Origin of the sequence: Gordonia sp. N1V (assembly GCF_029269935.1) — a bacterium.
In the GTDB taxonomy this organism is placed as follows: domain Bacteria; phylum Actinomycetota; class Actinomycetes; order Mycobacteriales; family Mycobacteriaceae; genus Gordonia; species Gordonia polyisoprenivorans.
In genome coordinates, this window is sequence record NZ_JARJDD010000025.1 from 1 (window position 1) to 20,598 (window position 20,598).

General features: G+C 66.8%; 20 protein-coding genes. 8 read left to right on the forward strand and 12 right to left on the reverse strand.

From position 1 onward, the window contains the following. Positions 1-203: 203 nt before the first annotated feature. A complete protein-coding gene (locus P3L18_RS23630) occupies positions 204-1,448 on the reverse strand; it encodes an alpha/beta hydrolase (RefSeq protein WP_276115438.1) in 1,245 nt (414 codons plus the stop codon). A gap of 107 nt (positions 1,449-1,555) precedes the next feature. Here P3L18_RS23630 and P3L18_RS23635 point away from each other — a divergent pair, with 107 nt between their 5' ends. After that, complete coding sequence (locus P3L18_RS23635; RefSeq protein WP_006372791.1) at positions 1,556-1,882, forward strand: hypothetical protein; 327 nt, start codon at positions 1,556-1,558, stop codon at positions 1,880-1,882. On the opposite strand, the gene P3L18_RS23640 is transcribed toward P3L18_RS23635, so the two are convergent. From P3L18_RS23640 to P3L18_RS23660, 5 genes are all read right to left on the reverse strand, one after another. Next, the gene (locus P3L18_RS23640) at positions 1,863-3,161 is read right to left on the reverse strand and encodes a helix-turn-helix domain-containing protein (RefSeq protein ID WP_276115439.1); all 1,299 of its coding nucleotides are present in this window, start codon (positions 3,159-3,161) and stop codon (positions 1,863-1,865) included. The two genes, P3L18_RS23635 and P3L18_RS23640, sit on opposite strands and share 20 nt — an antisense overlap. After that, a complete protein-coding gene (locus P3L18_RS23645; RefSeq protein WP_014360054.1) occupies positions 3,158-4,579 on the reverse strand; it encodes an NAD(P)/FAD-dependent oxidoreductase in 1,422 nt (473 codons plus the stop codon). The genes P3L18_RS23640 and P3L18_RS23645 overlap by 4 nt, the downstream gene beginning before the upstream one ends. Beyond that, on the reverse strand, positions 4,576-6,414 hold the full coding sequence (locus P3L18_RS23650; protein ID WP_014360055.1) for a DUF3556 domain-containing protein: 1,839 nt from the start codon (positions 6,412-6,414) through the stop codon (positions 4,576-4,578). The genes P3L18_RS23645 and P3L18_RS23650 overlap by 4 nt, the downstream gene beginning before the upstream one ends. A 134-nt stretch (positions 6,415-6,548) precedes the next feature. Further along, positions 6,549-8,021 carry an AMP-binding protein gene (locus P3L18_RS23655; protein ID WP_276115440.1) on the reverse strand — a complete coding sequence of 491 codons (1,473 nt, stop codon included), beginning with the start codon at positions 8,019-8,021 and terminating at the stop codon, positions 6,549-6,551. Between the two features lie 158 nt (positions 8,022-8,179). After that, positions 8,180-8,887, reverse strand: a complete 708-nt coding sequence (locus P3L18_RS23660; protein ID WP_276115441.1) for an acetoacetate decarboxylase family protein — start codon at positions 8,885-8,887, stop codon at positions 8,180-8,182. Between the two features lie 299 nt (positions 8,888-9,186). Between P3L18_RS23660 and P3L18_RS23665 the strand changes: the two genes are divergently transcribed. The 4 genes from P3L18_RS23665 (at position 9,187) to P3L18_RS23680 (ending at position 13,015) form a co-directional block, all read left to right on the forward strand. After that, on the forward strand, positions 9,187-9,639 hold the full coding sequence (locus P3L18_RS23665) for a MaoC/PaaZ C-terminal domain-containing protein (protein WP_276115442.1): 453 nt from the start codon (positions 9,187-9,189) through the stop codon (positions 9,637-9,639). A 52-nt stretch (positions 9,640-9,691) separates the two neighbouring features. Further along, complete coding sequence (locus tag P3L18_RS23670) at positions 9,692-10,135, forward strand: helix-turn-helix transcriptional regulator (protein ID WP_276115443.1); 444 nt, start codon at positions 9,692-9,694, stop codon at positions 10,133-10,135. 10 nt (positions 10,136-10,145) lie between these two features. Continuing rightward, the gene (locus P3L18_RS23675) at positions 10,146-10,559 is read left to right on the forward strand and encodes a VOC family protein (RefSeq protein ID WP_276115444.1); all 414 of its coding nucleotides are present in this window, start codon (positions 10,146-10,148) and stop codon (positions 10,557-10,559) included. Between the two features lie 68 nt (positions 10,560-10,627). Next, the gene (locus P3L18_RS23680; RefSeq protein ID WP_276115445.1) at positions 10,628-13,015 is read left to right on the forward strand and encodes an excinuclease ABC subunit UvrA; all 2,388 of its coding nucleotides are present in this window, start codon (positions 10,628-10,630) and stop codon (positions 13,013-13,015) included. Between the two features lie 4 nt (positions 13,016-13,019). Here the strand turns inward: P3L18_RS23680 and P3L18_RS23685 are convergent, their stop codons facing one another. Together P3L18_RS23685 and P3L18_RS23690 are read right to left on the reverse strand one after the other, a co-directional pair. Continuing rightward, positions 13,020-13,532: an FKBP-type peptidyl-prolyl cis-trans isomerase gene (locus P3L18_RS23685; protein WP_043456445.1), complete on the reverse strand. Its 513-nt coding sequence runs from the start codon at positions 13,530-13,532 to the stop codon at positions 13,020-13,022. Between the two features lie 18 nt (positions 13,533-13,550). Further along, on the reverse strand, positions 13,551-14,594 hold the full coding sequence (locus P3L18_RS23690; protein WP_276115446.1) for an LLM class F420-dependent oxidoreductase: 1,044 nt from the start codon (positions 14,592-14,594) through the stop codon (positions 13,551-13,553). 124 nt (positions 14,595-14,718) lie between these two features. Between P3L18_RS23690 and P3L18_RS23695 the strand changes: the two genes are divergently transcribed. After that, complete coding sequence (locus tag P3L18_RS23695; protein ID WP_276115447.1) at positions 14,719-15,291, forward strand: PadR family transcriptional regulator; 573 nt, start codon at positions 14,719-14,721, stop codon at positions 15,289-15,291. A gap of 11 nt (positions 15,292-15,302) precedes the next feature. Here the strand turns inward: P3L18_RS23695 and P3L18_RS23700 are convergent, their stop codons facing one another. From P3L18_RS23700 to P3L18_RS23710, 3 genes are read right to left on the reverse strand one after another with little or no spacing between them, the layout of a single operon-like run. After that, positions 15,303-15,707, reverse strand: a complete 405-nt coding sequence (locus tag P3L18_RS23700) for a nuclear transport factor 2 family protein (protein ID WP_014360064.1) — start codon at positions 15,705-15,707, stop codon at positions 15,303-15,305. Between the two features lie 30 nt (positions 15,708-15,737). Next, complete coding sequence (locus P3L18_RS23705) at positions 15,738-16,529, reverse strand: ATP-binding cassette domain-containing protein (RefSeq protein ID WP_276115448.1); 792 nt, start codon at positions 16,527-16,529, stop codon at positions 15,738-15,740. Beyond that, positions 16,526-17,566: an ABC transporter permease gene (locus P3L18_RS23710; RefSeq protein WP_276115449.1), complete on the reverse strand. Its 1,041-nt coding sequence runs from the start codon at positions 17,564-17,566 to the stop codon at positions 16,526-16,528. The genes P3L18_RS23705 and P3L18_RS23710 overlap by 4 nt, the downstream gene beginning before the upstream one ends. A 152-nt stretch (positions 17,567-17,718) precedes the next feature. Between P3L18_RS23710 and P3L18_RS23715 the strand changes: the two genes are divergently transcribed. Both P3L18_RS23715 and P3L18_RS23720 read left to right on the forward strand, forming a co-directional pair. Beyond that, positions 17,719-18,861 carry a sensor histidine kinase gene (locus tag P3L18_RS23715; protein WP_276115450.1) on the forward strand — a complete coding sequence of 381 codons (1,143 nt, stop codon included), beginning with the start codon at positions 17,719-17,721 and terminating at the stop codon, positions 18,859-18,861. Beyond that, positions 18,858-19,526 (forward strand): response regulator transcription factor, encoded by a 669-nt coding sequence (locus P3L18_RS23720; RefSeq protein WP_276115451.1) that lies wholly within the window; start codon positions 18,858-18,860, stop codon positions 19,524-19,526. Before P3L18_RS23715 ends, P3L18_RS23720 begins: the two co-directional genes overlap by 4 nt. A gap of 27 nt (positions 19,527-19,553) precedes the next feature. On the opposite strand, the gene P3L18_RS23725 is transcribed toward P3L18_RS23720, so the two are convergent. Beyond that, positions 19,554-20,450 carry a LysR family transcriptional regulator gene (locus tag P3L18_RS23725; RefSeq protein WP_238534903.1) on the reverse strand — a complete coding sequence of 299 codons (897 nt, stop codon included), beginning with the start codon at positions 20,448-20,450 and terminating at the stop codon, positions 19,554-19,556. Positions 20,451-20,598 lie beyond the last annotated feature (148 nt).

Below are 20,598 nucleotides of genomic sequence, written 5' to 3' on the forward strand. Positions count from 1 at the left end.
CGAGGAGACCATGCAGCTGCGCATACAGGCCCAGCATGTCCGCAGTGACCAACGCATCACCGCCACCATCGACGTCGGCCACCGCGATCACCCCCCTCGCACGCTAATCGAACAGATCAGCCCGTGAATATGTGTTCGAGTGTAGTCGGCGGCGTCCCTCACCGCAAGAGAAATCCGACAATTCGTTCGACTGATCTGTTCTACTAGCCGGCGGTGAGTGCTCGCAGCGGACGGAGCCCATCACGGAGCCACAGGTAGATCTCGTCGTGGTTGAGCAGCGTGAAATGGTTCGCGCGACCCAGGTGCATGCCGTCCTCGTCGCGGAATCCGATCCGCCGGGAGCGGTGGAACCCTCGACCGCTCGGCGTCAGAACCAGGCCGTCACCGATGAAGCGGCCGAGCGGGTGGCGCGGATTGCCGAAGAGGGAGGCCGTGACGAACAGATGGCGGGCGCCGGCAAGTAGTGGGACGTCCGCGCCGGGCGCCTGCCACCAGCCGTCCGGATCCGCCGATGGTCCATCCTCGGCGATGACGTTGCCGTGGAAGAGATCTCGGACGCCGGCACTGCGCCGACGCAACAACTCGCCGAACGGTCGGGTCACCGACAGCATGCGCAACGCCGACGACGCGGCGTGCACGCCCCGTGCCAGGGGCGCACCGAGGTGCGGGGAGCCGAGACTGACCGTCTCGGTCACCAACGGCACCCACGGCGCGCGGTTGCTCGTACCGAGGTGACACGCGCTGCGGATGACGAGGCCGCCCATCGAATGCCCCACGAGCGAGATGCGGGTGACCGGCACCGGCCACAGCAGGACCATCTCGCTCAGCAATCGGGCGAGGGTCGCGCCGTTGTCGCTGATGTGGCGGCCGGTGTTGTAGCGGATCTGCACCTCGGTGGCACCGATGTCGTCGACGAGCCTCGCTCCATAGGTCGGGCGTCCACCGAGTCGCCAGGCGTGCTCGGTCTCCATCAGCCCGTGCAGGAAGACGACGAGGTGTCCGGTGGCGCGCGGATACGCGGCGGCCAAGCCGTCGGTGGTTACGGCGACCGGCGACCCGCCGACACGGGGAGCCATCTGCGGCGCCAGCGGGGAATGTTCGTCGTCGAGGGCGTCGCCGATGAGTCCGTCGAGAATGCCGATCATGGCCGCGCCACGGACGGTCCTGGTGGGCTGAGGCCCGGTCTCGGGCAACGCGTCGGCGACGATCATGGCCGAGTCCAGCACTCCGGTGATCGAGGTGTAGACCGCTTCACTGACCGCGTCGTGCACGGTGCGCACCGGCGCGACAGGCCTGCCGATCGCGAGGTCGAGCGTGCCGAAGACCGCCGCCGAGGTCGCACGGTGCACCCGCGCGATCCCGACGGTGGCCTTGCCCAGTTCGCTCAGTCCCAGTCGTGTCAGCGCACGGACTTCTCCCTGTTCGCCGACCAACCGCCTGCTGCTCATGGTCTCAGTGTACGTTCGTTCACTCGAATCGTCTCCGTGACGGCGGGATACCCGCATCGCCGGTTGGATAAACGACAGCAATCGAACATATGATCGGATGCGTGGGTATGGCTCGGATCGGCGGCGACAGCGGGCGACCCCACCGGCCTGCTTTCGTGCGCGTCGGCCACCGGGCGGTGCTGATCGATCTCAACGCGCTGTATCCGCAGACCCCGCACCACAGTGGCACTTATCATCCCGACGGCCTACAGATCCGGAAAGTCGCCACCGGAGTCCTCACCGAGTGGGGGCTGTCGGAGTGGGGAGAGTGGTACGGCAAGGTCACCTACACCCTGAGCGCACGCGACCGGCAGGAGTCGGTCACCCACTGGGTGCCCGCGTGGGCCCTGCGTCCCGCCGATGGCCCCGGTCGGGTCAGGCCGGACCGGAGATGATGCTGGGCCCCAACAGTTCGCAGACCGTCAACGCCAGGGCGAGATCGAGCCGGTCGCGATGTCCGGGTACCTCGGCCAGCGCTTTGCCGACGCGGTACTTGACCGTGTTGCGATGCAGGTTGAGGCGGGTCGCGGTATGCAGATGACTCTCTCGGGTCGCGTAGTAGACCGAGAGCGTCTCGCGCAGCGTCGCCGCCGTGGGTGAATCGTCGGCGAGACCACCGAGCACCTCCCGCACCCAGGCCGTGGTGGCCGGCAGATCCTGCGCGAGCAGCGAGGCGATGGCGACTCCGCGGTCAGCGAATCCCACGATCGATCCGGTGCCGCTGCCGGGCATGATCGCCACCGCATAGGCCCCGCGAGCCTGCTCATGGCTGCGACGGAATCCGTCGACGCCCGCACCGACCAGACCGAACGCACCCCGGAGTCCAGGTGGCAGGTCGATCTCACCGACCGCACGCTCACTCGACGCCGTGCGCAGCGGGAACCAGACCCAGATCGTCGACCGGTCCACGGCCGTGAGGATCGGAGGCCCGTCGGCGCGCAGGCGAACCGCGAGTTCCTCGGCGCCGCGGTGCAGGCGCCGGAGATCCACACCGCCGTCGTCGGACCAGATGATCGCGGCGAGATGCGGGCGGTCCAGCCGGTATCGGGTCTGCTCGGTGAAGGTGCGGCCGTCGGTGTCGGTGCCGTCGAGAACGCGACGAATCGCGGTCGAGGACAGCGTGGCGTCGGCGCCGAGCCATCGGCGGCGTTCGTCCTCGTACGCCTGGAACACATAGAGGGTGATCCAGTCGATGTAGCCGAACATGACGCCCGAAATGTGTCGGGTCACCGCCATCGCCCGGTCCGCGTCCAGGTCCAGTTCACCGATCATCTGATAGCACAACAACATCACCGCGTTCTGGCCCAGATGATAGGCGCGCACAAGGGAATTCGACGGCACATCGCGTTGCGCGAGGCGCAGTGCGTACTCGACCGCGGCGGTCGTCGGCTGCAGATGATCGACGGGGATGTCGTTGGCGAGAACGTGGATGATCGTCGAGACGTTGCCGTGCACACTCGCCTCGAGCATCTCGACGAGCTTCGGATCCGCGTCGAGATGGTCGATCTCGCGGGCCATCATGGCGGTCAGATCCGCGACGATGGTCGCCTCCTGCGCGCGGAGCCGGCGCGCGATCGCCGTGACCACCTCCTGCAACTCGGCATCGGCGGTCGCAGGCATGCGGGCCAGCCGCGCACGCGCCTGCGTCCCTCGATCGCCATCGACCTCGGTCATCGGCGCCTACGCAACGATGCCAGGGCCGCCGACGCAGCGTGATAACCGCACAGGCCGTGCACGCCCGCGCCGGGCGGGGTGGACTGTGAACACAAATAGACCCCGTCGACGCCGAGCGCGTACGGGTTCGCCGATAGTCGCGGGCGCGCCAGCATCTGCAGCCCGTCATTGGCTCCGCCGATGATGTCTCCGAGAGCGAAATTGGGGTTGTAGGACTGCAATTGACGGGTACCGGTACTGCGCACGGTGACGATCCGATCGCGGAATCCGGGGGCGAAACGTTCGATCTGGGCGGTCACCGCGTCGGTGGCGTCGCCGTCGTATCCGCGGGGTACGTGGGCGTAGGCGTAGATCGGATTGAGTCCGCCGCGGCTGCGCGACCGATCGGCGAGATACTGCTGCCCGAGCAGGACGAACGGCCTGTCCACCATGATCCCGGCGGCCCGCTGCCGCTCGGTGTGCCACACCTCGGAGGCATCACCACCGAGATGAACGGTTCCCGCGCGTCCGCAGTCGGGAGTCGTCCAGGGGATGTCGCCGTCGAGGGCGTAGTCGACCTTGAACGCCGACGATCCCACGCGGTAACGCTGCAACGCGCGTCTCACCCTGGCCGGCATCTGGTCACCATAGATCGAGAGTGCCTGCGCGGGTGAGAGATCCAGCAAAACCAGATCGGCGGACGGGATGTCGGAGCGCGCCGAGACCAGTGTGCCGGTCTCGATCTTGCCGCCGTGGTCACCGATCGCGGCCGCCGCGGCGGTGCCGATCGCACCGGAACCCCCTCGGGCGACCGGCCACCCGTGGCGATGTCCGCTCGCCGCGATCATCATGCCCAGCGAAGCGGTGAGCGGCCGGTCGAGTCGGGTGAACGCGTGCGCCGCGATACCGGCGAACAGCGCGCGACCGCGATCGGTACGGAACCAGCGAGCCATCACGGTCGCGGGCAATACCGCACGCGGCCCGAAGGCCGCCAGCCGCAACGGATGCCGCGGCAGATGTACGACCGGACGAAGGAGATCCTCGCCGAGCTCGTCGAAGCCGCGCGCGAGGTCACCGAGGGCCAGCCGCCAACGCAGGCCGTCGGGGCCGAGTCCGTCGGCGGTCCGATCGATGCTGCGGTACAGGAGTCCGGCAGTCCCGTCGTCGAGGGGATGGGCGCAGTCGATCTCCGGGAGGCACCAGGTCAAGCCGTAGGACTCCAGGCCGACGCTGCGCCAGAACGGCGAACCCATTGCCAGTGGGTGAAAGGCCGCACAGTGATCGTGGATGAGGCCCGGTTCGGTCAGCTCGCCCGACCGACTACCCCCGCCGACCTCGTCGGCGGCCTCGAGGACGGTGACCTCGACGCCGTTGCGGGCGAGATGCAGGGCGGCGGCGAGCCCGTTGGGCCCGCCGCCGACGACGACGGCAGTCGTCACGGTTGCACCTGCCGCGAGGGTGTCGAGCGCATCCGGGGTTCGGTCACGATCTCAGGATCGGTGAGCGCGCGGCGGGCGTCAATGTCGAGCGTCCAGTCGACCTGCACCGGGATCGGCCCATTGGGCAACCACGGCTGCTCGGCAACCGCGTCGGCGACCCGGTAGGTGCCCGTCTCGATGACCCCGAGCGCCGCGTCGATCACCTTGTAGCGCTGGGTGCCCTTGTGGATGGGTTGCGACTCGATCCAGGCGATCGTGAACTCACCGGGCGCGAAGTCACAACGGCGCTGCAGGGCCGCGATCATCTTCTCGTCGTGCAGGTGTCCGTCACCGAAGTTGAAGGCCACCAGCGAATTACACGAGAACTCGGCCTCTCGCAGAGTGTAGGTGTCGATGTCGTCGCCGAGGTGACGCATCATGAGTGAGAACAGCGCACGCCCCTGACTGTGCAGGGAACGCCACGCCATCATCTGGTGCATGACGACGTCGGCGACCTCCGGTGGATACGACGCGAGCAGCTGGGTCCTGGTGTTCTTCGATGAGCGCACCACGCACTGGTCGAGTTTGTCCTCGGCGCCCGGTGCGAAGGCCCACGTGGCCGACGCCCAGTTCCCGGCGTACTGCCGCATCGACGGCAGGAACGACACGAGGTCCGGGCGGAGATTGCCCAGCACCGGGAAGAAGCACAGCGCTGCGGCGATCAGGGCGAGCACCCACGGCATGGTGGTGTCGGTCAGCGCGAAACCGTCCCACGTGGGGTGTCCCCAGAACAAGAAGATCGACGCGTAGGCGAACAGGATGTTCCACTCCAGCGGGACCGCGAGGGGGAAGGTGGAGAAGATGAACAGGTGGAAGCAGACCATCAGCACCACGCCCGCCAGCGTGAGCCACTTGTTGGTGGAGAACAGCAGCACCAACGGAGTCACGATCTCGACGATGGTGCCCAAGACGTGCCCGACTCCCGAGGCGAGGCGCGACGGTCGCATGTCGTGCGGGAAGTCGCGGTAGTGGGCGCGTTTGATCGACCGGAACGGCAACCAGGGGGTGTTCGACAGCATCGGCGGGATGACCATCGAGAAGTGATGTCCCAGTTTGGAAATGCCGGCCCCGACCCAGACGGTGACGATCAGGAGCTTGAGCGCCAGGATCATGTCCACGTAGGGCAGGAAGGCGAAGAACACCAGTGCAGGCAGGTACTGCTCGGACCGTGCCGCGATGAAGATCACCTTGTCGCGCAACCCGATGACCACGAAGAGCGCGATCAGCGGGTAGAGCACCACCGGATTCACCACGCCGTGATCACCGGCGACGACCGAGTTCATCGACGATGACGCAACGCCCGGGAGTGCCAGTGCGACAACGATGGTGATCAGGATTGCCGCGTAGACCACGACATCGGCGACAGTTCGGGAATCACCTCTGGTGAACGGTACGCGTCCCGGCCACGGTGGCAGGCGGATCGTCTCCGGCCGTAACCAGAACAGGAACCCACCGGTCATCGGTTTGAAATGGCCGGCCAGCGGACCCCACGACCCGCCGAGCCCGAGGGTTTCGAGCAGGACGGTCCACAGGACCACCTTTTGATACACGATCAGTTCGTTCCACCAGGAACCGACGTCGACAACGTTGAGTCCCGAACTGAACGTCGCGATACACAGTCCCGCAACGATATACAGCACGCCGACCTTGATCAGGTAGATCGTGTGCACCATCTTGGGTGTGCCGAAGCCGTATTCGGCCCAGTGCGCGCCGAGAACGCGCAGCCGGTCGAGAAACGGCCTGTCGAGAAAGGTCTCCGGTTCCACGGGCGGGAAATCCGGGGTGGTGAATCCCATGGGTACTCCTTCGGGGTGAAGCGGAATTGGTGGGTGGTTTCGGGGTGCGGACGCGTTCGGCCGACCCGACGCCGTCGTGCGGCCGGTTCGGGGGGAGGGAGAATGCGATTGCGCGGGGACTACAACAGCGCGCGCTACAACGCTGTCGGCGTTGCGAATTGCCGGCGGAGAGCTGGTTTGTCGATCTTGCCCACCGGGTTTCGGGGGAGGGCCTCGACGATGTGGATCGACTCGGGGATCTTGGCCCTCGTCACCAGCGAGCCGAGATGCCGCGTGAGGTCGTCGTCGTCGATGGTGTGGTCGGGGTAGGTGACGACGAAGGCGATCGGGATCTCTCCGTACACCGGATGGGGTGCGCCGACGACCGCGCACTCGAGGACTCCCGGGTGGGTCGCGAGGGCGTTCTCGATTTCCTTGGGGTACAGGTTTTCTCCGCCGCGGATGATCAAGTCCTTGATGCGGTCGACAATCGTCAGATAACCATCGGCATCGAGTCGGCCGACGTCGCCGGTGTGCAGCCGACCCTCGCCGACGGTCTTCGCGGTGTCCTCGGGACGATTGAGGTAACCGCGCATCACATTGGGTCCGGTGATGACCACCTCACCGACGTCACCGGTGGGTAGGTCCGCGCCGTCGGCTCCGACCACATGGATGCGCTGGCCCTCGATGGCCGGCCCCACGGTGCCGAGCTTGCGTACCCCGTGACGCGGGTTGCACGTCGATGCGCAGGTGCCCTCGGTGAGTCCGTAGCCCTCGAGAATCGGTATCCGCAGGCTGTTCTCGACGCGATCGAGAAGTTCTGCGGAAATCGGTGCGGCGCCGCAGATCGCGAAACGCAGGGAGTCGAGCGTCCGAGCCCGACGCTCGAGGTCGGGATGGGAGACCAGCAGTGCATAGATGGTCGGTACGGCCGAGAAGTAGGTGGGTCGTAGACGTTCGACGTCGTCGAAGAACCTCGAGACCGAGAACCGTCCGGTGATGCTGAGTCGTCCGCCGGCCAGGATCGGCGCCAGGAAGCTCACGCAGATCGCGTTCACGTGGAACAGCGGCAGGATCAGTAATGCGTGATCGTCGGCGTCGAGCTCGAGGTGGTGTGCCATTGCCGTGGCCATGTAGCGCAGGTTCGCGTGGGTCAGCCGAACTGCCTTGGGACGTCCCGTCGATCCGGACGTATAGATCAGCAAGGCATCGTCGGCGTCGGCGGGCTCGGTCGGCGCCCGCCACCCCGTGGTGGGGGCCGGAGACAGGTCGTCGACGTGGAGCACGGGCCGGTCGGCCCGCAGATCCGCGGCGTCGGACACGACGACCGCCGCGCCGGAATCCGCGAACTGATACTGCATCTCGTCAGCGGTGAACGTTGGGTTGACCGGGGTCGCCACCGCGCGCAGACGCCACGCGGCCATCAGGACGACGAGCAGTTCGGCACGGTTCGGCAGGACCGTCGCCACGACGTCACCATGCCGGACGCCGAGTCGCTGCAGCTTCTGGGCACATGCATCGACCCGGTCGGCGAAGCCGCGGTAGGTGAGGTCGACGGTGTCATCGGCGACGCACGGAGCGTCGCCACGCTCGCGGAGATCCCAGGCGAAGAACGAGGAACTGATCACTGGTGCATACCCTTTCGCATGTCTGTGACTTATGACACTAGAAAGGGGTGATGTGATGTGGAACGGTCTCACGAGCCAGAGTTCGGACGCGCGTTTGTGCCCGGAGGACAACGTCGGGGCCACGTCCCGGAAACGATTCCGGTCGGGGGAGAGGTCGGTCAGTCGTGAGTGACCTTGGTGCCGAACAAGATCGCGGCGTCGGTGGTGGCGACGGTGATCAGGGGACGACGACCCGCGAGATACCCGAGTGGTCCGTCGGGTGCAAAGGACCACTGCGCCCGCGCGGTGCGGAGTCGGGCGACGATCCGGTTGGTCGACCACGAGCTACGACCGTCGAGGACCTGGGCGGTCGGTAGGGGGATCTGATGCGTTCCGGGAAGCAGGCGCGGTCCCAGCCGCGCATCGAGTGCGGCGACATCGTGGCCGTCCACGGTCATCGCGGTGGTGATCCGGCGGCCGGATCGTTCGCGGGTGAACTCACCGAGGTGCTTGGGGATTCCCCAGAGCTCGCGTCCGCCCGTGCGTGAGTTCGGGCTGGTCACCCAGATGTCGGGAATGCTGACGCGCACACCGTGGCGTGCCGACACCACCGGGTAGGTCGTGAGCAGTTCTTCGTATTGCAGGACCCCGCCCTCGGTGTAGTGCAGGACGGCGGCGACGACGAGAACCTTGCCCGCCACCGTCAGCAGGCGGGCTCCGGAGGGTATGACGCCGAACGCCTCGGCTGGTAGGTCGGCGCGCGGGACGACGAACGCCGACATGAGAGCGTCGCCACCGAGATACCACGGTTCGGGTGGGTAACTCACCCCGTCTACGCCGACGTGCCATGCCCGATCGATGCTGACCGAAATCCTGGTGGTCGTCATCAGTGGATACCCCCTGGCCGATGGTCGGGTCACGCCGCAACGCAACACCCCTGATGGAACGAACCTACCGATACGTCTCAGCCATGTGCACGCCGGGAGACCCACCACTACAGGGAGAGCCCACCACAACAAGAGACTCCGATCGAGAATGCCGGGTCGGGGGTCTGGCACTCTCGATCGGAGTCATAGGTGAGATCGTCGGGGGTGGCGAGTGCGTTACACATCGTCGGAAACAATTTCCCCAAACGCCGAGCCGGCTCGACATCACACCGCCGAACACCCGAGGAGCACACCCAGCGATGACCGATCCCACCGTGTACGCCGATGATCTCCAGCCTGGTCAGCGCCATGATCTCGGCGTTCATACGGTCTCCGAGTCCGAGCTCGTCGACTTCGCATCGCAATGGGATCCGCAGTCGTTCCACGTCGACAGCGCAGCTGCCGATTCGGGGGCATTCGGTGGCCTGATCGCCAGCGGAATCCACAGTCTGGCGATCGCACAGCGACTCGCGGTCAGCTCGGTCCTGCGGTCGTGGAGCGTGATCGCCGGACGCCGGCTCCGGGAGATGGAGTTCCTGGCGCCGGTACGGCCCGGTGACACATTGTCCGGATCGATGCGGATCGAATCGGTCGACCTCGACGCGCGCGGCCGTGGCCTGGTGACCTATACGACCGAACTGGTGAATCAGACCGGGGTGGCGGTCCTACGCTTCGACGCCGATGTCTACCTCCGATCCCGGGGCGCGCACTGAACGAATACGTGCTGAACGAATACGTGCTGTCAACTATGCGAGGATCGTCCATGTGACCGCGAAACCAGACCGCGACCGGCGCCGGGCAGACCTGCGCCGCCTGCGACAGGTGCGCGACCGGATCGACCGCGACTACGCCCACCCTCTCGATGTGGAGGCGCTCGCGCGCGGCATCGCGATGTCGGCGGGACATCTGAGCCGCGAATTCAAGCGCGCATACGGTGAATCGCCGTACTCCTACCTGATGACGCGGCGTATTGAACGCGCAATGACCTTGCTGCGGCGAGGCGATCTGTCGGTCACCGACATCTGTTTCGCCGTGGGCTGTTCGTCTCTGGGTACCTTCAGCACCCGCTTCACCGAGCTCCTCGGTATGTCGCCCACCGAGTACCGCCGTCGCGCCGCCGACGAGACCCTGGGCATTCCGACGTGTCTGGCCACACAGGTCACCAGACCGGTCAGGAATCGAGAAGTCTCACCGGCCGGGCGCCGCTAGCGTTGTCGGCATGGACATCACCATTGCCTACACCTTTCTCCCGCAGACCGATCCCGACGCGGCGCTCGAGTTCTACCGCGACGCCCTCGGATTCGAGGTTCGCAACGACGTCGGCTACTCCGGCATGCGCTGGCTCACCGTGGGGCCCCCGAACCAGCCGCAGACCGCTGTCGTGCTCCACCCGCCCGCCGTCGATCCCGGCATCACCGAACAGGAGCGGGAGACGATCCTCGATCTCATCGCCAAGGGCACCTACGGCGCAGCACTGACGTTGGCCACCGACGACCTCCAAGGCGTGTTCGACAAGCTCCAAGCTGCCGGGGCCGAGGTCATCCAGGAACCGATGGACCAACCGTACGGTGTGCGCGACTGCGCATTTCGCGACCCGACGGGCAACCTGCTGCGCATCAACCAGACTCCCTGACGCCCGGGCCACGTGACGCCCGAGACCTTGCCATCCCACCAGAGAAGCCCGACCGCAACGGAGAGCCGATGAGCCGGACGCCGACGAGATCGACGCCCCACCCCGCCGACACCCACGACATCATCCGGGTGCATGGCGCCCGGGCGAACAACCTGCGCAACGTCGACGTCGAGATCCCCAAACGGCGCCTGACGGTGTTCACCGGGGTGTCGGGATCGGGGAAGAGCTCGCTGGTGTTCGCGACGATCGCCGCGGAATCGCAGCGGATGATCAACGAAACCTACAGTGCTTTCGTCCAGGGCTTCATGCCGAGCCTGGCCCGGCCCGACGTCGACGTGCTCGAGGGCCTGACCACGGCGATCATCGTCGACCAGGAACGCATGGGCGCCAACCCGCGGTCCACGGTCGGCACCGCCACCGACGCCAACGCCATGTTGCGCATCCTGTTCAGTCGCCTCGGTGAGCCCACCATCGGTTCGCCGCAGGCGTTCTCGTTCAATGTCGCTTCGGTGTCGGGCGCCGGGGCCGTCGAGATCGAACGCGGCGGCCGAAAAGTCAAGGAACGCAGGGAGTTCAGCGTCACCGGCGGGATGTGTCCGCGATGCGAGGGGCGGGGAGAGGTCTCCGACTTCGACCTGACGGCCCTTTACGACGAGACGAAATCCCTCAACGAGGGCGCGCTGACGATTCCCGGCTACTCGATGGACGGCTGGTACGGGCGCATCTATCGCGAGTGCGGATTCTTCGACCCCGACAAACCCATCGCCAAATTCACCAAACGACAACTCGACATCCTGCTCTACTCCGAACCCAAGCGGATCAAGGTCGAGGGCATCAACGTCACGTTCGAGGGCCTGATCCCCAAGATCCAGAAATCCATGCTGGCCAAGGACCGGGAGGCGATGCAGCCGCACATCCGAGCCTTCGTCGACCGCGCGATCACCTTCACCGTGTGCCCCGACTGCGACGGCACGCGGCTGTCCGAACTCGCACGATCATCGAAGATCGACGGTCGCAGCATCGCCGACGTCTGCGCCCTGCAGATCACCGACCTCGCCGACTGGGTGCGCGGCCTGCAGGGATCGTCGACGGCATCGGTGAGTCCGCTGCTGACCTCACTGTCGGAACTGCTGGACTCCTTCGTCGCCATCGGTCTGGGCTATCTGTCCCTGGATCGACCGGCAGGCACGCTCTCGGGCGGAGAGGCTCAGCGCACCAAGCTGATCCGTCATCTGGGCTCCTCTCTGACCGACGTCACCTACGTCTTCGACGAACCCACGATCGGGCTGCATCCGCACGACATCGAGCGGATGAACGATCTCCTGCGACAACTACGCGACAAGGGCAACACGGTGCTCGTCGTCGAACACAAACCGGAGGCCATCGCGATCGCCGACCACGTCGTCGACATCGGTCCGGGCGCGGGCACCGAGGGCGGTCAGATCGTCTTCGAGGGCAGCGTCGAGGGACTGCGCGGCGCCGACACCCTCACCGGCCGCCACCTCGACGATCGCGCGACACTCAAGACCACCCTGCGCGAGGCGACCGGAGCACTCGAGGTGCGTGGCGCGAACACCCACAACCTCCGCAATGTCGACGTCGACATCCCGCTCGGTGTGCTTGTGGTACTGACCGGCGTCGCCGGATCGGGGAAGAGTTCGCTCATCGGCGGATCCGTGGCCGGACGCGACGGCGTCGTCAGCATCGATCAGGGTGCGATCAAGGGTTCGCGGCGCAGCAACCCCGCCACCTACACCGGCCTGCTCGAGCCCATCCGCAAGGCGTTCGCCAAGGCCAACGGCGTCAAACCGGCTCTGTTCAGCGCCAATTCGGAGGGCGCATGCCCCAACTGCAAAGGTGCAGGCGTCGTCTATTCCGATCTGGCGATGATGGGCGGGGTCTCGACGATCTGCGAGGTCTGCGAGGGCAAGCGATTCCAGGCCGAGGTACTCACCTACACCTTCGGCGGTGCCGACATCGACGAGGTACTGGGGATGTCGGTGGCCCAGGCCGAGCGGTTCTTCTCCGACGGGGACGCGAAAATCCCTGCTGCACACAAGATCCTACAGCGACTGTCCGACGTGGGGCTGGGCTATCTACGGATCGGACAACCGCTGACCACACTGTCCGGCGGGGAACGTCAGCGCCTCAAACTGGCCGCACAGATGGGGGAGAAGGGTGATGTCTACATCCTCGACGAACCCACCTCCGGGCTGCATCTGGCAGATGTCGAGCAACTGCTCGGACTACTCGACCGCCTCGTCGACGCCGGGAAATCGGTGATCGTCATCGAACACCATCAGGCCGTGATGGCCCATGCCGACTGGATCATCGACCTCGGACCTGGAGCCGGACACGACGGCGGTCAGGTGGTGTTCACCGGCACCCCAGCCCAATTGGTCTCGGAGCCAACCACACTCACCGGCCGCCACCTCGCCGACTACGTCGGCGCCTGACGGCTCAGCCGTCGGCAGAAACGATGACGATCGCGAAGACCAACGTGTCCCCGGCATTGATGCCGGCCGACGGATTGCCGTCGGGGTAGCCGTCGGCGGGTGCGATCGCCACCGCGACCGTGGAGCCGACGCGTTGGCCGGCGATCGCCTTGCTGAATCCCGGAACCACTTGTGCCAGTGAGAATTGCGCGGGCTGGCCGTGGGTGTAGCTGCTGTCGAACTGCAGTCCGGTGCGTCCGTCGACGCCGACGTAGTTGACGGTGACGTTGGCGCCCTGCCCGACGGTCTGGCCGTCACCACCGCTCAACGTGTGCACCTGCGTCTCGGTAACCGCGAACGGCGTGGTCACCGACACCTGCGGGGCGGAGGTGTCATTCTTCGCCCCGGTTACCGTGACCCGTCCGGTCGATCCGTTCAGTGACCAACTCGGCGGCTCGTCGTCGGACGAGCCACATCCGGCCACCATCACCACGGCGAGAAGGGCGATCGATGCGAGGACTCCTCGAAGCATGCGCATGCCGCGCAACGCTACTACCTACGCGGTCTCGGCGACCAACGATGCCAGACGGCGCACCTCCTCGACACTGCCCGGCGAGACCAGCATCGTGGTGACGCCTGCATTCTCCCAGACCGCGATCTGTTCCCGGACATGATCGACATCGCCGACGATGGCCGAATCGTCGACCACCTGGTCGGGGATGATCGCCGCGGCGTCGTCCTTGCGCCCGGACCGGAACAGCGAGGTGACCTCGTCGACGACCTCGCCGTAGCCCATGCGCCGGTAGACCTCGGCGTGGAAGTTGGTGTCCTCGCTGCCCATTCCGCCCATGTAGAGAGCCAGGAACGGTTTGATCGCGGCGTAGGAGGCGTCGCGGTCGTCGGTGATGACGATCTGGGCGGTCGCGCAGATCTCGAAGTCCTCCCGACTGCGGCGGGCGCCGGGCCGGGCGAATCCCTCGTCGAGCCACGCGTTGTAGGTGTCGGCCATCCGTGGCGTGTAGAACAACGGCAACCAGCCGTCGGCGATCTCCGCGGCAAGAGCGATGTTCTTCGGTCCCTCGGCGCCGAGCATCACCGGGATGTCGGCCCGCAGCGGGTGAACGATCGGCTTGAGCGGCTTGCCCAGTCCGGTCGCACCGGGCCCGGTGTAGGGCAGCGGGTAGTGCGGACCGTCGCTGACCACCGGCGCCTGTCTCGCCCACACCTGCCGCATGATGTCGATGTATTCACGGGTGCGCGCCAACGGCTTCTCGAACTTCTGCCCGTACCAGCCCTCGACCACCTGCGGACCCGACACACCGAGGCCGACGATGTGCCGGCCACCGGAGAGATGGTCGAGGGTGAGGGCGGCCATCGCACAGGCGGTGGGCGTGCGCGCCGAGAGCTGCAAGACCGACGTGCCCAACCGCATCCGCTGCGTCGAGGCGCCCCACCAGGCCAGCGGGGTGTAGGCGTCCGAGCCCCACGCCTCGGCGGTGAAGGCCGCGTCGAACCCGGATTCCTCGGCGGCGAGCACGAGTTCGTGGTGGTTCGGTGCCGGCTGCGCACCCCAATATCCCAGCTGCAGTCCGAGTTTCATCGTTCTCCTTCGCGGCGCGTGAGGCGCCGACCATCGTGGGCGAGCGGCGCGTTCCTCGACGGTATCCCGCGACGGTGCCCGGCTCAATACCCAATAGGGGCAATTTGTTGACTACTCTGGGGGCATGTCGTTGCGTCACGCGATCCTCGCCGAACTCCTCGACGACGGCGCCAGTGGGTATCAACTGGCCAAGACCTTCGACGTGGCGGTTGCGAGCTTCTGGTTCGCGACGCCACAACAGTTGTATGCGGAACTGTCGCGTCTGGAGGCCGACGGCCTGATCCGCGGTCGTGAGGTGACCCAACAGGGCCGACCCAACAAGCGCGTCTTCACCCTGAGTGACACCGGGCGTGCCGCACTCGTCGCCTTCGTCTCGGCCGCATCCAAACCCACCTTCGTGCGCGACGATCTGCTGGTCAAGGTGCGGGCGTGCGATGTCGGCGAGGCGGCCACCCTGATCGAGACCCTGCATGCCCGTCGGGCGCACGCGTTGGCCAAGGCCGAGCTGATCGAATCGCTGCTCGCGAAGATGCGTGGGGAGATGTCCGAGGACCGGTACCTGGCCGAGAGTCCGCGCGTGGGACCGTATCTCACGGGGCTGCGCGGCATCGCCTTCGAGCGGGAGAATGCGGCGTGGTGTCGCCGTGCAGCCGACGTCCTGTCCGCGCGCCTCGACCGGACCGAGACGACGCACTGAGCACGGCGCGCCTATCCGCTGTGGGCTCCGCTTTCGGCCTCGGCGCGAATCCGGTCGAACTGCGCCCCCATCGCCTCAGCGAGTGCGGTGGCCCCGGACAACGGTCGGACCATCACCATCAACTCGTCGATCTTGCCGTCGGCGTCGAGATGAAGGAAATCGCAGCCGGTGATCGCCCTGCCGTTCACCGTCGTCTCGAACATCAGGGCATGGTCGGGCGCTCCGGGCGCACCGAACTCCTTGACGTAACGGAAGTCCTCGAACACCCGGAGCACGCCACGCAGGATGGCCGCGGTGATCGGTTTGCCCTGATAGGGCGCGAAAGCGACCGGACTGATGAAGGTCACGTCCTCGGCGAGAAGCTCGTCGACGGCTGCCATGTCCCGGTTTTCCACCGCTTTGCGGAACGGGTGCATTCGATCACGACTCCTTGGTCAATTAATTGACTATCTGGCGCCGACAGTAGACCGCCTGCTGTCGGTGTGTCCAGCGTCACTGGGCGACAGAACGCCGTCGACCATCCGATACACGGCGTCCATCCGGGCGAGATGCGTCCGATCATGGGTGACCAGAATCGTTGCGGTTTCGGTGGCGGCGGTGAGGTCGATCAGCATCGAGAGCACCTGTGCCCCACGCTCGGTGTCGAGCGCCGAGGTGGGCTCATCGACCAACAAGAGGTCGGGCTCGTTCATCAATGCCCGCGCGATGTTGACCCGTTGACGCTGTCCGCCGGAAAGGTGGGCAGGCAACCGGTGCACCATCCCGTCCAGACCGACGGCGACCAACAGGTCTCGGGCCCGAGCAGTGGTGGCGCGGCGCCGGGCTGCGCCGACGATCCGGGATTGTCCGAGATGTGCGGTCACCTGGAGTTGCTCGAGAACCGTCAGCGACGGCAGCAGATTGGGCTCCTGGAAGACCAGGCCGATGCGCTCGCGACGCACCCTGGTGGCCGCAGACGCGCTCAATTGCGCCAGGTCGACTGTCCCGCAGCCACTTGCCGAACGGTGCGAGCTGCGTTGGGCCAGGAGAACGCGTCCGCTGTCGGGACGGCGTAGCGCTCCGGCCACGGCAAGCAGACTGGATTTCCCGGATCCCGACGGCCCGGTGACGGCACTGATCGTCCCGGCGTCGAAGGTTGCCTCGATGTCGTCGAGGGCGGTGAGGTGGCCGGTGCCATCGGCATAGCTCATCGTCACGTGCTGCAGCGTCAGGGTCGGTACGCGTCGTGGCGTGGTCATCGGTTGCTCCCGAGTGCGGTGAGGGGATCGGTGGTGATGAGGAAACGCAGTGCCGCACCGGCGCCGAGGACGCCGAGTCCGATGGTGGCCAGCGCGGGCAACAGGGTGGTGGAGGCGGTCACGACAAACGGGATCGAGCCCAGCAGGGTGCCGCCGCCGACGGCAACCGCCACACCGAGGCCGCACCCCACGACCAGGATGAGCACGGCCTGGCCGAGGGCGTCACGCACCAACGAGGCGGTGGACGCCCCCAGCGCCTTGAGTACCGCGATGTCGGGGACGCGTTGCACGGTCCACACGGTGAAGAACGCACCGATGACCAGTGCTGAGATCAGCAACAACATCACCGTCATCAGTGTCAGCGACGAGTTCTCGGCGCTGTAGGACGCCAACGCCGACAGCGCATCGGACCCGGAGCGGATGGTGGTGCCACTCGAGGCGGCCACGGACTGCGTATCGGTGCCGACACGTGGTGTCACCGCGAGTACCGTGGCGGCGCCGAACTGCGGTGCCAGGTCCCGCCACGTGTCGATGGGCAGGTAGATGACCGGGCTGTGGGCGTACCACTGGTCGCCGACGATTCGTCCGACGGTCATCGTCCGCCCGCCGACCTGGATGGCCTGGCCTCCACGGAGCCCGAGAGACGAGGCGATCGGCGCTGCGACATCGACGGTGCCGGTGACCGGGCGGTCGTTTCCGCCGAGGCCGAAGAGCGCCACCGGCATCGGATCGGTATGTGTGGTCGACGTCGCGCGATCTCGCGAAATGCCGACGGGCACCACGTCTTCGGCACGGTGTTGCCAGATCGCGATCTGCGAGGTGGTCAGCACCGACTGATCGAAGGAGGGCGCGGACCCGGTGTCGGCGAACACGATCATCGAACCGGGCAGTGATTGCAGGGCGGAGATGTTCTGGTGGCGCAATCCCGCGGTGAGTCCGCCCAGGAAGGTGACGAGCACCGACACCAGCACCACCACCAGGGTGATGAGCGCGAATCGTCCTCTGGCTCTTCGGAGATCACGAATGGCGACGAACATGGAGAGTCCTTTCGGTGGTCGGTTGCCAGTGTGGCGGGCATCGGGGATGCGGCGCGTCGAGAGTTGGAGGGTCACGGGGTGCATCGTTCGGCACCGGCGACTCGCACTTTCGATGGATGCGCGGCAGTGCACCGCCGATAAACTGAATCGACATGCACTCCTCACCGTTGGCCCCGGTCTTCACCGCCCTGCGCGCGGCCCTGCACACCATGGCCGCCGTGCTCGCGGTGGTGGTCGCGGTCCGCGCGGTGGGCAGCGGCGGCGCGACGTCGGAGGCGGCGGTGGCACTGGCCGCACTGTGGCTCGCAATCTATGCCTCGGGCATGGTGCTGGTGCGCTCGAGCCGTGCCGGTTGGTGGTGGCTCGCGGCGCTGAGCCTCGTGTGGCTGGCTTGCCTGTCCGTCAGCGGCGAGGCCGTCTACCTGGTGTTCGTGATGTTCTTCCTCTACCTGCATCTGGCCGGGATGCGTTGGGGCACCGCATGTGTCGCCATGTCCACGGTGGCCGCGGTGGTGGGTTTCGGTCTGCACAACGTCTGGTCGGTCGCCGCGGCGATCGGACCGATCCTCGGGGCCGCGGTGGCGGTGGTGATCACGGCCGGCTATCAACGACTCTTCGACGAGGTACGCAGCCGGCAACTCCTCATCGACGAACTGCTCGCCACCCGAGCCGAACTCGCCGACGAACAGCGGGAAGTGGGGCGGGCGCGGGAACGGGAGCGACTCGCCGGCGAGATCCACGACACGGTGTCACAGAGTCTGTCGAGCATCCAGATGCTCATCTACGCGGCCGAACGCCGGGCCGGTGGACATTCGCCGGAGCTGCACACCGCGCGTACCGCGGCCGCCGACGCCCTCGGCGAGACCAGAAGACTCATCGACGAACTCACTCCGGCACCGTTGGACGGACGCTCGTTGAGCGCGGCACTACAACGGGTGACCGATGATGCGGGCGGTCACGGCCTGAGTACCCGCCTCGTCGTCGACGGCGAGCCGTTCGGGCTGCCCATGCCGGTCGAGGCGGCGCTGGTGCGGGTGGCACAGAGCGCCATCGGCAACGTCGTGCAGCATGCGCGGGCGAGGGTCCTGCGGGTCACGCTCACCTACAGCTCCGACGAGGTCCATCTCGACATCGTCGACGACGGAGCGGGTTTCGACGCCGACGCCGCGTCGGGCTTCGGTCTGACGACGATGCGCCGACGCGTGCGCGAGCTCGGCGGCGACCTCGACGTCGTCTCCGAACCCGGCCACACCTCCGTTGCGGTCGGCTTCCGGGTCGAGCCCGCGCTCCGATGACCTCACCGACCGACCCGGACTCGTCCGCGGAGCCTCCGATCTGCGTCCTGATCACCGACGACCATGCGATCGTGCGAGCCGGTCTGCGTGCGCTGCTCACCGAGTCCGACGGCATCCGGGTCGTCGGGGAGGCCGCCACCGGTGAGGAGGCGATCGCCCGGTGCACGCCGCCGGCTCCCGTACCCGACGTGGTGTTGATGGATCTGCGGCTCGGGCCGGGATTGTCCGGGGTGGAGACCACCCGACGACTGCTGACGCTGCGACCGGTGCCCCGGGTGCTGGTGGTCACCAATCACGACACCGACGCCGACATCCTCGCGGCCATCGAAGCCGGCGCGTCGGGCTATCTGCTCAAGGACACCCCACCCACCGAACTCATTGCCGCGGTGCACGCCGCAGCTGCCGGCGAAAGCGCGCTGTCGCCCATGGTGGCCACGCGGCTGATGTCACGGATGCGGGCGCCGGCCGACGCGGTGCTCACCGCGCGCGAGATCGACGTGCTCGTCGAGGTCGCCGCCGGACACAGCAACCGGGAGATCGCCAAACGCCTGCTGCTCAGCGAGATGACCGTCAAATCCCATCTCGTGCACATCTTTTCCAAACTCGGTGTACGTTCACGAACCGCTGCCGTCGACCGGGCGCGACGCGACGGCCTCATCGGCTGACCCGTTCAGGATCGTCGGAGGACCTGTTCAGCGCAGCGCGCGGACCACGTCCACGAGGTCGGCGATCAGCGGTTCGGCCTCGGCGCGTCGGTGGGACCACACCGCGACGGTGCTGATGTGCGCGCGGGTGTCACGCAGCGGGATGACCTGCACCGCCTCACCGGCGAACATCCGGCCACCGATGCCCTCGCCGAGGGAGATGAGGGTGAAGGCCTGTCCGCTGGCAACCAGATGTGCAAGGCCGGCGAAATTATCATCGGGCAACGTGATTCGTTTACGGACGCCGTGCCGGTCGAGTAGCCGGTCGAGGTTGCGGTAGATCTCGGGTGCGGCCTCGTGGTTGATCGAGGCGAACGGCACGTGCGCCAGTTCGCCGAGCGTGATCGAATCGGGTTGTCCCGCCACGATCTTGGAGCCGACGGCCACACCGACCGGGCTGCGTTCGAGGAGCAGGCTGTCGATTCCCTCACCGTCGACGGGCCCGTGGACGAGTGCGACATCCACCGCCCCGGCGCGCAGGTCTCGCAACAGCGGTGCGGTGCTCGCGGGCAGCAGTTGCGCGGCGATGTCGGGGTGGCGGTCGGCGAGCGTGTCGAGAACGTTGTCCCGCACGCTGGGCGTGACCTCCGGCGCGATCCCGATCACCGCGGGCCGCAGGGCGTGCCGCTGCGCATCGGCCACGACCGCCGGCAACGCGTCCACCCGGTCGAGGATGTCGCGGGCCCGCGGTAGCAGCGCTTCGCCGGCATCGGTGAGATCGATCCGGTGGTGCGCGCGGATGAACAACGGTGTGCCCAACTCGCGTTCGAGATCCTTGATGCGCTGGCTCAGCGGCGAACCCGCCATGTGCAGCCGGGCGGCGGCTCGCGTGAAGCTGCGCTCCTCGGCGACGGCGACGAAGTAGCGCAGATGGGGCAGGTCCACGCCCTTCACGATAGGACACCGAACCATCACCCTCCGCCGGGTGCGCGCCATGACCGCCACGATCATCTCGCCGTTCGCGAATCGGTCGTGGTGGCCATCGGACGATGTCGATAGCGTCGGTCTCGACGCGAATACCGGTATCGGCCCC